General features: G+C 42.2%; 17 protein-coding genes. 1 reads left to right on the top strand and 16 read right to left on the bottom strand.

The features are described 5' to 3' along the window. Nucleotides 1-41: 41 nt before the first annotated feature. The 3 genes from CD03_RS0111215 to CD03_RS0111205 all read right to left on the bottom strand — a co-directional run bounded on the left by CD03_RS0111215 (nt 42) and on the right by CD03_RS0111205 (nt 3,272). Nucleotides 42-866, bottom strand: coding sequence for a carbohydrate ABC transporter permease (locus tag CD03_RS0111215; protein WP_027293708.1), 825 nt, complete (start codon nt 864-866; stop codon nt 42-44). A gap of 9 nt (nt 867-875) precedes the next feature. Further along, nucleotides 876-1,757, bottom strand: a complete 882-nt coding sequence (locus CD03_RS0111210; RefSeq protein ID WP_242849082.1) for a carbohydrate ABC transporter permease — start codon at nt 1,755-1,757, stop codon at nt 876-878. A 99-nt stretch (nt 1,758-1,856) separates the two neighbouring features. Further along, complete coding sequence (locus CD03_RS0111205) at nt 1,857-3,272, bottom strand: ABC transporter substrate-binding protein (RefSeq protein WP_027293706.1); 1,416 nt, start codon at nt 3,270-3,272, stop codon at nt 1,857-1,859. A 270-nt stretch (nt 3,273-3,542) separates the two neighbouring features. On the opposite strand from CD03_RS0111205, the gene CD03_RS0111200 reads away from it, so the two are divergent. Then, entirely contained in the window at nt 3,543-4,556 is a 1,014-nt protein-coding gene (locus CD03_RS0111200) for a LacI family DNA-binding transcriptional regulator (RefSeq protein WP_027293705.1), read from the top strand. Between the two features lie 14 nt (nt 4,557-4,570). Here CD03_RS0111200 and CD03_RS0111195 read toward each other — a convergent pair whose 3' ends face one another. The 13 genes from CD03_RS0111195 to CD03_RS0111130 form a co-directional block, all read right to left on the bottom strand. Next, complete coding sequence (locus CD03_RS0111195; RefSeq protein ID WP_027293704.1) at nt 4,571-5,134, bottom strand: biotin transporter BioY; 564 nt, start codon at nt 5,132-5,134, stop codon at nt 4,571-4,573. A gap of 126 nt (nt 5,135-5,260) precedes the next feature. Continuing rightward, nucleotides 5,261-5,737, bottom strand: coding sequence for a YbaK/EbsC family protein (locus CD03_RS0111190; protein WP_027293703.1), 477 nt, complete (start codon nt 5,735-5,737; stop codon nt 5,261-5,263). A 263-nt stretch (nt 5,738-6,000) separates the two neighbouring features. Continuing rightward, the gene (locus CD03_RS0111180; protein ID WP_044289309.1) at nt 6,001-6,546 is read right to left on the bottom strand and encodes a BMC domain-containing protein; all 546 of its coding nucleotides are present in this window, start codon (nt 6,544-6,546) and stop codon (nt 6,001-6,003) included. 14 nt (nt 6,547-6,560) lie between these two features. Continuing rightward, the gene (locus tag CD03_RS0111175; RefSeq protein WP_027293700.1) at nt 6,561-7,889 is read right to left on the bottom strand and encodes an SLBB domain-containing protein; all 1,329 of its coding nucleotides are present in this window, start codon (nt 7,887-7,889) and stop codon (nt 6,561-6,563) included. Between the two features lie 15 nt (nt 7,890-7,904). Next, complete coding sequence (locus CD03_RS0111170) at nt 7,905-8,183, bottom strand: EutN/CcmL family microcompartment protein (RefSeq protein WP_027293699.1); 279 nt, start codon at nt 8,181-8,183, stop codon at nt 7,905-7,907. Nucleotides 8,184-8,394: 211 nt separating this feature from the next. Then, nucleotides 8,395-9,042 (bottom strand): phosphate propanoyltransferase, encoded by a 648-nt coding sequence (locus tag CD03_RS0111165; RefSeq protein WP_052378077.1) that lies wholly within the window; start codon nt 9,040-9,042, stop codon nt 8,395-8,397. 174 nt (nt 9,043-9,216) lie between these two features. Continuing rightward, nucleotides 9,217-9,492: a BMC domain-containing protein gene (locus CD03_RS0111160; protein WP_027293697.1), complete on the bottom strand. Its 276-nt coding sequence runs from the start codon at nt 9,490-9,492 to the stop codon at nt 9,217-9,219. Between the two features lie 180 nt (nt 9,493-9,672). Then, on the bottom strand, nt 9,673-9,969 hold the full coding sequence (locus CD03_RS0111155; RefSeq protein WP_027293696.1) for a BMC domain-containing protein: 297 nt from the start codon (nt 9,967-9,969) through the stop codon (nt 9,673-9,675). A 38-nt stretch (nt 9,970-10,007) separates the two neighbouring features. Continuing rightward, the gene (gene pduA, locus CD03_RS0111150; protein ID WP_027293695.1) at nt 10,008-10,283 is read right to left on the bottom strand and encodes a propanediol utilization microcompartment protein PduA; all 276 of its coding nucleotides are present in this window, start codon (nt 10,281-10,283) and stop codon (nt 10,008-10,010) included. An 86-nt stretch (nt 10,284-10,369) separates the two neighbouring features. Continuing rightward, nucleotides 10,370-10,675 carry a BMC domain-containing protein gene (locus CD03_RS0111145; RefSeq protein ID WP_027293694.1) on the bottom strand — a complete coding sequence of 102 codons (306 nt, stop codon included), beginning with the start codon at nt 10,673-10,675 and terminating at the stop codon, nt 10,370-10,372. Between the two features lie 21 nt (nt 10,676-10,696). Next, complete coding sequence (locus tag CD03_RS0111140) at nt 10,697-11,899, bottom strand: zinc-dependent alcohol dehydrogenase (RefSeq protein ID WP_330377478.1); 1,203 nt, start codon at nt 11,897-11,899, stop codon at nt 10,697-10,699. A gap of 18 nt (nt 11,900-11,917) precedes the next feature. Continuing rightward, complete coding sequence (locus tag CD03_RS0111135) at nt 11,918-13,330, bottom strand: aldehyde dehydrogenase family protein (protein WP_027293692.1); 1,413 nt, start codon at nt 13,328-13,330, stop codon at nt 11,918-11,920. Nucleotides 13,331-13,344: 14 nt separating this feature from the next. After that, a complete protein-coding gene (locus tag CD03_RS0111130) occupies nt 13,345-14,154 on the bottom strand; it encodes a class II aldolase/adducin family protein (RefSeq protein ID WP_027293691.1) in 810 nt (269 codons plus the stop codon). Nucleotides 14,155-14,359 lie beyond the last annotated feature (205 nt).

Below are 14,359 nucleotides of genomic sequence, written 5' to 3'. Positions count from 1 at the left end.
TGAACACTTAAATCATCGTTACAGTTCCAAACCAGACATGCCTACCCTTTAACGGCTCCCGCCATCATACCGGCCTGCACTTTTTCATGGAACAGTATATAAAGGATAATCATCGGCAGCACTGCGACTATAATACATGCAAAGATCGGTCCCAGCTGCTGCTGATATCCTCCCGAAAATGCCAGCATCGCTCTTGACACCGTATATTTGTTTTCATCTGAAAGTAAAAGCATGGAGAAGATCAGCTCTCCATAGCCATATATAAATACCAGGATTGCCTCTGTGGATATAATCGGTATGGAAACCGGGAACAGTACCCGGAACAGCAGTTGTATGTCGTCACATCCGTCAATTATGGCTGCTTCATCCAGCTCCCTGTCCACCCCGTTCAGGTACCCTGTATAAAGGAAAATCGCCTGGGCCAGGTTAAACGCCACATAAATCAGGGTCAGAAACAGGAATGAATTTTTCCCCCCTACCTCCGTCGCCAGACTGGACACCGGAATAATCGTACAGTGCACCGGTACCATGACCCCTACCATAAACAGGGCATAGACCGTTCCCTTTAACCGGAAGCTTTTTCTGGATATGATGTACGCTGCCAGCATGCCTATGACCGTTACCACAATGGTGGACGCAATGCCCAGAAACACCGAATTCACCACCGCCCTTCCGATATGGGCGCTTTCAAATGCCGCCGTATAATTGGACCACAGCCACTGCTCCGGCAGTTTAAACATGCCCAGGTTTATGCCCTGGTTATCCTTCACCGAAGACAGGAATGTTATCAGCAGCGGAAATATCGTTATCATTCCCCAGAATACTGCAAATATATAAATAATGGTTCTGCCTATTTTTCTCTTCATATGATACACCTACTCCTTCTCCGGTTTAAACAAACGGTTTACCATCAGGCTCAGTACGATGCCCAGCACCAGAAGGATTACACCGATTGCACTGCTCTTCCCAAAAAATTTAAAAGTAAACGCCTCGTTATAAAGCAGGGTTGCCGGTGTGTCAGATGTGTGGTTCGGTCCCCCTTTTGTCATTGCCCATACCAGATCAAAGGCTTTGAGGCAGCCGGTAATACACATGATCGCAAAGATCTTAAAAGACTCCTTCGATAACGGAACCGAAATATGCAGTACTTTCTTCCATCCGGTGCATCCGTCTATTTCCGCCGCCTCATAAAGAGAATCCGGAATCGATACTAGCCCTGCCGCAAAAATCAGCATATTGTATCCGGCATACATCCACTCATTTACCAGCACAACACTCCAGATGTTTAAAGTCGGGGTCGTCAGCCATTCCCTGCACAGGGATTCCAGACCCAGGAACCGCAGGATCTCATTCAATGCGCCGTACCCGGGATTTAATATGTACACCCACATTAGCGCAACCGCTGTGGTGGATAGCATGACCGGCATAAAAAACGCCGTTTTCATGATCTTTGTGCCCTTCAGCTTCGACGTGATCAGCAATGCCAGACCGAAAGCCAGGGGCATCAGCACCACAAAGCCCCCAATCGTAAAGTACAGTGCATTCAGCATCGAATTCCAGAAACTGTCACTGGCCAGCACCTTGGTATAATTCGATAATCCAATAAACTTCTTTGCCGCACCATGGACCCCTTTCCAGCTGTGGAAGGAAAGAAAAACCGTATTACAGACAGGATATACAATTAACCCCAGAAATATCAACAGGGCCGGAAGTAAAAACAAGATAATGATCCATCTGTCCTTTGCCTTTTTTTTCACTATAACTTCCCCTTTCTTAATAGAAGGCCGCCTGTACAGTCTCCTGCGCCAGGCAGCCACTCGGAACCGCCGTCCGGTCCGCTTTCCGGTTATCTGCTCTTATTCTGCATATTCTGCAATCCGGTCCACGATTTCCTTACCGCATTCTTCCGGCGTATTGCCCATTGCTATTCCCTGCAGGGCATTTCTTACCGTATCCATCATATGGGAATCCGGATCCGGGTTCTGCAGGTCTGTCTGCATTGCCGTATAGCCTGAAACGATTTTATTCACCTCATCCAGCAACGGGTTCTCCGGTGTATTTGCCGTGGCTTCGAATTTAGCAGGATATATCACTGCCGCCACTTCATTGTTCTGTGCATAGTATTCCTTTGAAGTCACATATTTTACAAACTCCACCGATGCTGCGATCTCTTCCTCTGACTTGTCCATCTTCGTGATAAACCACATGTCCGATGCGCCGCCCTGGGCATTGTCCTTGTACGCTTCATTAATGTATGGAAATGGCACCACTCCTGTTTTATCATAAATCTCCGAACCGTAAATCTCCGATACATACCAGGAACCATCCCAGCGCATTGCACATCCCCCGTCTGCATAAACAGATTTCTCCGTATTGTAATCCGTATTAATGATATCGTCTCCAAAGTATCCCTTATCCACCATATCTTTTATGACCTGATAGGTTCCGGTCATTTCTGGGCTGTCATAGGAAAGGCTTCTGTCCGCAAGCTTGGCCGCCGCATCTGCACCCAGGGTTTTGATTACCACGTTATTGTGGAAATGCCCCAGTCTCCAGACATCGTGCTCCCCTACCTGGAAAGGCTTGATACCGGCTGCTTTCAACTTTTCACAAACCTCCAGCAGATCGTCAAATGACTCCGGCGGTGTGAGGTTCTGGGCTTCAAAAATTTCTTTATTATAATAAAGGGGTACGGTATAGGATTTAAACGGCACTCCCCAGGTTCCCGGATATTCCTCATATTTCAAATCCCCAAACATCGATGGGTAAAAGCTGTTATACCAGTCCGGGTCTTCCTCAAAATATGGCTGCATATCCAAAAGTGCATCGGATTCCACGTAATCCAGTGTTCTGGATCCGCCATATTCTATAAATACATTTGGCGCATCACCGCTTGCAAAGGAAGTACGGATTTTATCAAAATACTCTGCTTCCGGCGGGATATTATCCATTACAACCGTAATTCCATTATCCAGCGCATTGAATTCCTCTACTTTTTTTCGGTAAAACTCTTCATCCGGAACATCTGCCCCATACCTGGAAGATACATAGATCGTAACATCATCACCGCTTTTTGCATCCTCTTTTGCCGCCGTTTCTTTCCCTTGGGTATCGTTTGCTTCTGTTTCGTTTGCTGCTGCCGTGTCCCTGGCCGCTCCCTGCTCAGAGGTTTCTTTGCTTTCAGTTGTTCCCGGACTCTGGCTGTTTCCACAACCCGCAAGTGATAAAACCATCGTTCCTGTTAACAAACATGCCAATAATCTTTTTTTCATTTTGTTTCTCCTTCTCACTTTTCATAACTGGGTTAATATGGTTCTGCGCGAAACGTTTCGTTTTTGTAACTATATAATAATATTAATTCCAAATTATGTCAATACTTTATTGTTCATTTTTTATATTATTTATAGCTAACACAACATTTATATAAACATAAATATTTAATTAAAAGCAAAACGTTTCGTATATTTAACTATTATTATTGATTTAATTAATTTTTATGGTATAATATTATTCAATTCTACCAATCAAAGGAGGGGCACGAAATGGGTTGTACAATCAAAGATATAGCCAGAGACACGAACCTGTCTCTGGCTACTATTTCAAAATATCTAAATGGGAAAAATATCATTCCCGAGAACCGGGCAAAAATAGAAAAAAGCATAAAAAAATTAGGCTATACACCTAATAAAACCGCACAAATGCTTCGTGCACGAAAGACAAATACCATCTGTATTCTGATTCCTGTAATCGGAGATTATTTTTGGGGTTCACTCTGCTCATACATTGAAGAGTATGTACAAAAATATAACTATTCCACAATTGTCAGTTCTTATGATTCGAAGACGGAAGATAATTCTGATGTTATGCGCTTATTACTAAGCAATCAGGTAGATGGTGTTATTTTAATTCCTGAAAATGCATCACATTTAAATTTGATCCAATCTATTATCCAAAATAATATTCCCCTGGTATATCTGGACCAGGTAGTCACGAACCCTCCTGGTGATTCCGTTACTTCTACGAACCGTAAAAGTGCTTATGATGCCACAGAATACCTGATTTCGAAAGGACACCGCTGTCTGGGTGTAATCGGCGGTCTGCTGGACAGTTATACCATCAAAGAGCGCATACAAGGCTTTTATGATGCCTGTGACGATCACCAAATCCCTTTTCCCTGCCGTATTGTAATGAACGGCGACTTTTCACCCCATTCCGGAGCTGTACAGCTGCGCCGTATGTTAGAGCTGACCCCTCGCCCTACTGCAGTTTTAATTCTGGGCTATATCACGACACTGGGTGTCATTATGGAACTCAATACCCTTGGTATATCTATTCCCCAAGACCTGTCTATCCTGACATTTGACGACGATGAAATCTTCTCTGCCTTTGAGCCGCCCATTACAGCTATCGTACAAAACTTGCAGGAAATGGGGAAACAGGCAGCAAAACTACTGCTCAAACGCATCAATGGATGTGAGACCAATTTTCCCGTGGTAAAAATGATCGACACCAATTTTATCGAACGAAAATCCGTACGTAATATTACCGAAATATAACACCGGACATTTTCTTAGAATGTTTTTGCATAGGTTAAAATATTGGCAGCATTCAATGATTTTCGCAATACGGCTCCTACTACAAAAGCAAGTACTATAGAAATAATGTCTTTAATCAGATACGGAACAGAAACCAACACGGCTGATGACCAGAATGACATATTCATCAACAGCATAAACTGCAGGATACCAAGTATATGGCAGATCAGCAGACCGCATACGGCAAATACTCCGCCAATCACCCTATTTTTTATACTGACGGCCAGTCCGCACAGAAGGGAAAGGAAAATAAATCCAAATATGAATCCTCCTGTTTTGCCAAATAAAATCCCTAATCCCCCCGCTAAGCCGGAAAATACAGGAACACCAACTCCACCCAGAACAATATAGATTACCGTTGCCATAGTTCCTTTTTTCCACCCCAGTACACACCCGGTTAAAGCTACTGCAAAGGTCTGCATTGTTACAGGCACCCCTGACGGCATCGGAATTGAAATCTGGGATAGTACTGCCAGGATAGCGGCAAACATTCCCACGAGAACTATAGACTGCGTTTTTATATTATTTTTCTTATTCATAAGATCCCTTTCATTGTAAACTAATATGTATATTTTGTTGACAATCACATTATAAACGAAGGCATACCTATTGTCAACCTTACTTTTAATAAAGTTAACAACAGCCATGCCTCTTTCAAAAACTTCTTATTCCCAGCCTTTACATACATCGACCCATTCCTTTGCCTTTGCATATAGCTCTAACTGGGAACAGGTCAGTTCTATCGCGCTATTGCTGCTCCCACATGCCGGAAAGACAGTATCAAACCTTTTTAATGATTCGTCCAGATATATTTCTGCTGACTCTGGCACTGCAAAAGGACATACCCCTCCTATAGCATGACCCACCAGATCTTCCACTTCTTCCGGTGCCAGCATCTTCGCTTTCATGCCAAAAAAGCCCTTGAATTTGCTGTTATCTATTTTCGTATCTCCCGCCGCAACAATTAAAACTGCATGATCTCCGGACTTACTCTTAAAAGAAAGTGTCTTTGCTATTCTCGCCGGCTCTACTCCCGCTGCCTGGGCAGCCAGTTCCACGGTCGCACTGGAAGTATCGAATTCCAATACTTGATCATCCATATTAAATACTTTTAAATAAGCCCTAACTTTCTCAATTGCCATGATGTACACTCCTTTTCTGGTCGTCTTTTTTCTTTTTGTGATTTTTCTTGTTCTATCAGCCGTCTGATCTTAAAAAACTACTTATCATTATAATCAGAATATGCTAAATATTCAATCCCCCAGTTCATAGAAAGTGGATTAATCCCCGTATTCCACCATACTGTGAAAATCAGCCTTGTATCAATAAACTGCATCGGAAAACCATATCCATATAATGCGAAAAAAAGCCCGGTGATAAACACCAGGCTTTTTTCCGACAAGGTTTAAATTAAGGTTTTTACAAACTCTTTAGAAGGACTAGGAATGACTGCATAATCCAGTACAAGACCCTCTTCTTTTATTAAAGCAACAGCAGAGGTTACAGATTCTGTAACTGCAGATACTGTTCCTGTTAATAACACATATGATTTACCGCACATACCTCTTGCAATTCTGATTTCAAAAAGGTCTACTTCTGCGGTTTTTGCTGCGTGATCAGCAGCTACAATAGCCGATGCTCCGGTAAAGGTTTCAATTACACCTAAAGCTTGAACATCTTCGATATCTGCTGTGCAGTTAAGTGCTTTAAATACGGATTCGTGCGGGTTACCCAGCACGAAGCTGTCAATCATGCTTTCCGGATACTCTTTTTTAGCAGCATCTACGGAAACTCTGATTGCACTTAGATCGCCGGTAAATAAGATAATGAATTTACCCGGGCAAACTGTTTGAGCCTGAATCAGCTCAACATCAGCTGTTTTCACAATAAGGTCTGCCGCCTTAATACCTGTGGAAACAGTTTTATATTCCACCATTCCAATTGCTCTCATCGTTCTCATCTCCATTATGATTTAATGCTGATAAAGTTATCAGTAACTGCCGTAACTTTTCCGGCAATACTTGCATGTAAACAGGTTCCTAAAGCACCTTCCGGCGGTGCAGCGATTTGTTGTCCGACAGACACCTCATCTCCCACCTTTACAGATGGTACACAAGGTGCGCCAATATTCTGACGAAGCATTAATTTTACTTCGTTAATTTCAATCGGACAGCCTTTCATCGGTGCCGGAATATCAAATTTAGCCAGACCAAGCCTGAGCATCAGACGGTGTTCCGGAACTTTACGTTCCTCACGCATACTGCTTGCCACGCCTTTCCCTGCTTTATCCGGTATCTTCACGCCTTTGCTTCTCAGACCCGTTTTATATGCATCCAGTAATCTTCTTGGAGATAAATCCTGATGACAAGAATACAGTTCACATAATCCACATGAACAACAGAAGAAAGAGTTCAGGAACGGCTCTACATTATAAGTAGTTCCATTTGCGATCGCTCTCATAAATTCATGAGGTTTAATTGACTGTCCAAGTAAATTCCTAGGACATAAACTTGTACACATGGAGCATTGTGAACAGACAGACATTGCATTTCTAAGGTCTAACTTATTGCTTCTCTGTCTCTTAACGACTGGCGGACAGGTAGGAGGCAATACTAAAATTGCTTTTGTAGTCTTCGTTACAATATCTCTCGCGGAACAAATGCGTCCCGTCATAGGACCCCCCATGATTATCACATGATCTTCCGTAGAGAATCCACCTGCCATGTCTACTAATTCTTTAACCGTAATACCAATCGGCACTTCTACCGTAAGCGGAGCGTTTACCAAACCTGCTACCGTTACAAACTTCGTAACAACATTGGTATCGCTTGTTACCTTGCGATACAGGTTCAATACTGTCTCCACGTTAACAACAACACATCCAACCAGGATCGGAATCTTACCCTGGGGTACGATTTTTCCCGTGGTTTCATAAATTAATACGACTTCATCTCCCGCCGGATAGATGTCCGGTAAAATATGAAGGCGAAGTTTATTATAATTACCAATGCAACTGTTTACTGCCTCTATGGAAGCAGTATAAGACTTTTTCACAGCGATGATTCCTTCGTTGGCACCTAACGTATCAGCAAGCATCTGCATGCCCGAAAGTATTTCGTTTATGTAATCACTCATGAGCTGTCTGTCAACCTTGATCAAAGGTTCACACTCTGCACAGTTCAAAATGATTGTCTCTGCCTGGTCTGAAAGTTTTGCATGAGTCGGGAAACCTGCTCCGCCTGCTCCTACAACACCGCCATCGAATAAAGCCTTTTTCATATCTACCATATTCATTGCGTCCACTCCAACCTATTCTACTATGACTATTTTTTGCGGGTCATCTACAATACCTACAATACATGCATCAATCGGAGAATCCGGATCACCACAGCCAAGCCGCGCAGAACTACCTGTTGTCACCAGCACGATATCACCGATACCAGCTCCTACGTTATCCACAGCAACAAGACGATTACTATTTTCAGTTTTCATCTTTTCCATTGGATCTACGATCAGGAATTTGCTTCCAACAAGATCATTATTCTTTCTTGTACAAATTACCGTTCCTACTACTTTGCCTATAATCATGTTTTCCTCCTATGTCGCATTTGCTGCGTCATTCGTCGCACTACCACAACATTTGCCGCATTTGCTGCGTCATTTACCGCACTCACTGCGTCATTTGCTGCATCAGCTGCGACATTACTTTATCGGGAATATCCGCTAATTCATGCTTTTTCCTCATGCAGTCATCCATAATTATATGGATTTATACGAATGCCGATCGGGTTTCATCGAATTATTTAATTAAAATTCCCTTATCTTTACCGATACCCAAGCCATTTGCTTCATCGGTATCTATATGCATCTCTAATGTAAATGTATCATCTACTCTGATGACAACATCTTCAAAAACACCGCCGCGGCCGCTGTCAAAACGTACTTTAACAACCTGCTTATCTTTTACGCCATATCTGGCTGCATCTGCCGGTGCCATATGAATATGTCTTTTGGCAACAATACATCCTTCTTTCAAATATACAACACCTTTTGGACCAACCATAGCAATTGGTGCGGAGCCTGCAAGATCCCCTGACTGACGAACCGGCGGGTTTAATCCCAGACGTATCGCATCTGTCTTGGCAACTTCAACCTGAGACTGGATTCTCTCCGGTCCCAAAACTCTGACATTTTCAATTGCTCTTAATTTTGTTCCAACGATGGTTACACACTCCTGGGCTGCAAACTGTCCGCCCATAAGTTCTTTTTTCTTATTTAACTGATAGCCCTTACCAAATAAGGTTTCTACATCTTCTCTGCTAAGATGCACATGTCTTGCAGAAATTCCAATAGGAATCTCATCTGCCGGGTTATATACATCAACACTATTTTTTAATTGCTCAGCTACTAACCTTGCAATCTCATCTACTAATTGTTGTTCCTGCATTTTTTCGGTCCCTCTCTTCATGGGGTTATTCAATTCATAGAGCATCCTGGACACAGCTACCATATCCATTATGTTGGATTTCAAAAAATCACTTCCTGACATATAAAGTCAACTGCATGCCTCTTTCCGGGCAATTATCTGTCCGCGAAAAAAGCATGCAATGTCATTTGTTTATTAAAACTGTGGAAGGATCTTTTCTACATCTGTATGAGGTCTTGGGATTACATGAACAGCGATAACTTCGCCTAATCTTCCAGCAGAAGCGCTTCCAGCTTCAACAGCTGCTTTCACTGCTCCAACATCGCCACGAACCATAACACTTACAAGACCGGAACCGATTTTCTCTGTTCCAACTAAAACTACATTAGCTGCTTTTAACATAGCATCTGCTGCTTCGATTGAAGCAATAAGTCCTCTTGTTTCTATCATTCCTAATGCCTGAAGTTCCATTCTGATATCCTCCTTAATTACTGGTTTTGCTGCCGGTGCGGCAGCATTCGCATTTTTGCGGGTTGTTCTTGGTTTTCTTTTTGCAGGAGCTTTCGCAGCTGCGGTTTTTACATTTTTTTCATCGGCCATATCTTTTACCTCGATTTATCCTGAAGTCTTAGAATCTGTTTATAACAGATTTTAATCTTCCTGTAGAAATTTATATTTCTTTCTACTGATTTCTACAAGGTTCATCGTTTCTTCATGTGGATTTGCTATTACTGCAGATGCCACAATATTGCCTACCGCACTTCTCTTTGCAGACTCTATTGCTTCCGTCACCGCAGAAACATTGCCTTGAACGATTATGGTTACCAGTCGTCCGCCTAACTTCTTTTCCCAAGTCAGGAACCTGATATCTGCTGTTTTCAGCATGACATCAAGAGCCTGAATCGCATCCGTAATATTAGGTAATTCAATTAATCCAATTGATTTCATATATCTTTCCTTCTGTTTTCAGGATATTGGAGCACGTTTTAGATGCTTGGTAATATTTTTTCTACGTCTGTGTGAGGTCTTGGGATAACGTGTACTGCTACTAACTCGCCAAGTTTTCCTGCTGCTGCTGCGCCTACTTCTGTAGCTGCTTTAACAGCTCCAACATCTCCACGAACTAAAACTGTTACAAGACCTGATCCGATTTTTTCTGTTCCTACTAACTGAACGTCTGCTGCTTTCACCATAGCGTCAGATGCTTCAATTGCTGCTACTAAACCTCTTGTTTCTACCATTCCTAAAGCTTCCTGTGTCATTATAAAAATCCTCCTTAATTAACCTTGTTGTTGTTTTCCAACATCAGATATTCTTCATTTTATCTACTCTAAACATTTATTCTACACTATATTGCACTTAATCTCAACATCTTTTCAGTATCCTCTGATGGAGCTGGGATAACATATCTCGTTACAACACCTGTAATACTGTTTGCTGCTTCTTCTGCCGCATCCATTGCAGCATTAACATCTGCAACACTGCCTCTGATTTTTAAGCAAGTAATAAGCGGTACCGGTAACGCATCTGCATTTGCAGGTTTGTTCTTGTCGATGGATTCGATCCGGACATTTGCCGCTTTTGCTGCTGCATCCGCCGCCACAAATGCTGCTACGCATCCAAACACTTCTAAAATTCCTGCTGCTTCACGCATGGCCTAACACACCCCTTTCACTTACTCATTGATGATAGCGATCTTAAGACCTTCCATCTTCAGGTTTGTTACATGAGCTTCATTAATTTCACTTAACGGGAACTTATGTGTGATCAGTTTCTTCATTGGAAGTCCGATAGCCTGAGCGCCCTTTAAGAATTCAAATGTAGTTGCGTAATCTCTGAGTGTATATACCCAGGAACCAACGATTGTGATTTCTTTGGAGCAGATATCAAAGTGAGGATTGATTGTTGCATCTCCACCATTGATGAAGAATCCAAGTTCACAAAGTCCGCCGCCGTTACGGATGAATTTGTAGATATTTGCATGAGCGATCGGAGATCCGGTACACTGGAATGCAAAGTCTGCAAGGTATCCGCCAAATGCTGCTTTCACGCCTTCTGCAAGAGCTTCAATTCCTTTGTGGTCTTTGAAGTTTACAGTTTGAGATGCGCCCATTTCTTTTGCGAAATCAAGTCTCTTCTGCTCGCCGTCTACTGCGACGATATTCTGAATTCCCATAGTCTTTAAGATTGAGATACAGATCAAACCGATCGGTCCGCATCCCTGAACAACAACTCTGCTGTTGAATCTTAAGATTCCGGTTGTTTTAGCTCTTTCTACAGCATGGATTAATACTGCACATGGCTCAATTAAGATTCTGGACTCTAAATCCAGTTCACTTACATTAAATACGGTAGAACCTTTACGGATTACCAGGTAATCTGCAAACCATCCGTTCAGATGAACATCATCATCCGGAAGTAAGCCGTATACATCAGCTCCGCCTACGTTCTGCTTATTTAAATCGAACATTGTAATGTCCGGATCGTCTTTGAAAATCATACAGGTAACAACTTTGTCACCAAGTCCAAGAGCTTTGCCTGCGCTGTCTTTTTTCACGTTTTTACCGATTTTAACAATTTCACCGGTTCCTTCGTGTCCAAGTACAACAGGAATTAAACCAAATGGATCTCTTTTGAATTCGTGTGCATCTGTACCACAAACGCCGCATCCTTCAACCTTAACCAGGATGTCGTCATCTCCGATTTCAGGAATCGGGAACTCTTTAATATCATAATGCTCTAATGCTGTCAGCATAGCTACTTTTGAAGTTGCCGGAATTGTTCCGGAAGCTTTGCAAGGAGCTGCTGCTGGTGCTGCGCTGCTGGTATTGCCCTGCATTTCAGAAAGCACCTGTTTTACAATTTCTTCTATATTCATTTCCACGTCTATCACTCCTTATCTGATGCAAAGTGCATCGCCCATTACGCATCTTCTGCTCTTAGTAAAGTTTTTAGCGGAGGTTAATCCTTCACCTGTACGGCTGCAGATTGTGAAAGTAGGATATCCTTCTCCTCCAAAACCAAGTGCTGCATAAGATGGGGCATTTTTAACAAAGATCGCGGTGTCGATCATTTTACCAAACTTTGTAAGGTTATTTACATTTGTTGAATGCATATGTGCGGAATGTCTGTTGCCATGTTCTAATTCAAGAGCAATGCCCATACCTTCTTCTACATTCTTTACTCTTACGATACCCAGAATCGGCATCATAAGTTCTTCCCAGATCATAGGATTTGTTTTTTCACCTTCGAATATGATACAACGGATTTCATCGCCAACCGTAACTCCGATTTTGCCAAGAAGAACTTTTGCACTGCGTCCAACGCACTGTCTGTTCAGGGTTCTCTTACCATTGTTTTCAATAAAAACAGTCTGGATCAATTTCTGAACTTCTTCTGCGTTTGCATGATAACATCCAACCTGTTCCATATGGTAGATCAGCTCGTCCGCTATCATATCAACTGCAACAACTTCCTTTTCAGCAATACAAGGCAGGTTATTGTCAAATGTACATCCATTGATGATATCTTCTGCAGCTTTCGGGATATTAGCTGTTTCATCAACTAAAACAGGTGGATTTCCTGCGCCCGCTCCCATTGCTCTCTTACCGGAAGAAAGAACGGTGGTAACTACACCCGGGCCTCCTGTTGCTACTAATAATGAGATATCTTTATGTGAGAAAATCACTTTGCTGACTTCCATAGTCGGTTCTTTTACAGCAACGGCTATATTTTCCGGTCCGCCCACTTCAACACTGGCTCTGTTAATCATATCAATTGCCAGATTTGAAACGTTTTTAGCAGATGGATGTGGTGCAAATACAACTGTGTTTCCTGCTGCGATCATTCCGATAGAATTACATACTACGGTTTCCGTAGGGTTCGTAGACGGACAAACTGCACCGATAATTCCGAACGGTCCCATTTCTACCAGAGTAAGTCCTCTGTCTCCTGACCATGCCACTGTAGACAGATCTTCCGTACCCGGAGTCTTCTCTGCAACCAGCTGGTGTTTCAAAATTTTATGTCCTACATTTCCCATTCCGGTTTCTTCTACACCGAGTTCAGCAAACATTTTTGCATTTTCCAGTGTTTTCTTACGGATATTGGAGATGATCTTTTCACGAAACTCTAATGGCATTGGCTGAATTTCTTTCTGGGCTTCTTTGGCTGCTGCTATTGCATCATTGATATCATCAAATACACCCAGTAATTTTTTAGAAGATCCTGCCGGTTTATCCGCCGTCGTACCCATGCCTTTTAACACGCTTCGAACAATATCTTGAATTTCTTGTTCGTTAATAGCCATTTTGTGGTACCCCCTTATTTCATCTGAGCAAGGATTTTCTTTGTCACTTCTGCAACGATTGCTTCAACGCTAGGTTCGTCAGCTTTTGCTGATCCACAGTTGCAGCCTTCTGCTGAGTGGCATCCGCCGCCGCATTTTCCGCCTAATTCAGCGCAGATATTTGCAGGATGTTTTCCTGGAAGACCCATCTGTCTTCTGATTTCATATAATTTAGCGATCTGCTCTTTGTCAAATTCCTTTGGTCCGCCAAGCATTTTGGATTTGTATAATAACTCTGCGTAGAATTCAACAGATTCCATTTTGTGGTAAGCAGCTAACAGGTCTGTGCTCCATGTTAAAGCTCCGTGGCTTTCCAGTAATACTGCATCATAATATGGTAAGTATTTTTCTACATTGTCTGGAATTTCAACTGTAGAAGGTGTACCGTATTCAGCGATCGGAACGCATCCTAAAGCGATAACTGCTTCCGGCATGATTGGCTGTGTTAAAGGAATACCTGCGATTGCAAAGCTTGTTGCAAATGTAGGATGAGCATGTACTACTGCTCCAACATCCGGTCTTTTTTCGTAAACTCTCATATGCATTTTGATTTCAGATGAAGGTCTGAAGTTTCCGTTTGCCTGAAGAACATTTCCTTTTGCATCTACTTTACAGATAAATTCTGGTGTCATGAATCCTTTAGAAACACCTGTTGGTGTACATAAGAACTCGTTATCGCTTATTTTTACTGAAATGTTACCGTCGTTTGCAGCAACCATATTCCTGTCGTAAATTCTCTTACCGATCTCACAAATTTGTTTTTTGATTTCATATTCATTAGCCATGAAAAAAATCCTCCTTACATGTTTGTTTGTGTTGTTTTATTTTTGGTTTAATTTATTTTAACACGAATGCCACTAAAAATCAACATCTTTCTCAATAATTTTTAGGACAAAAAAAACCCTGTAAAATACAGGGTTTCAGAGGAATTAGCAGATTTTGGGGACAGGGTTTTCTTCACTCCACACAATACCACGCAATCCCAAATCC

It is taken from the genome of Robinsoniella sp. KNHs210, from assembly GCF_000686105.1.
Taxonomy (GTDB): domain Bacteria; phylum Bacillota; class Clostridia; order Lachnospirales; family Lachnospiraceae; genus Robinsoniella; species Robinsoniella peoriensis.
Note: the sequence above shows the minus strand (reverse complement) of the source record. Positions and strands in the feature narration are given on the sequence as shown.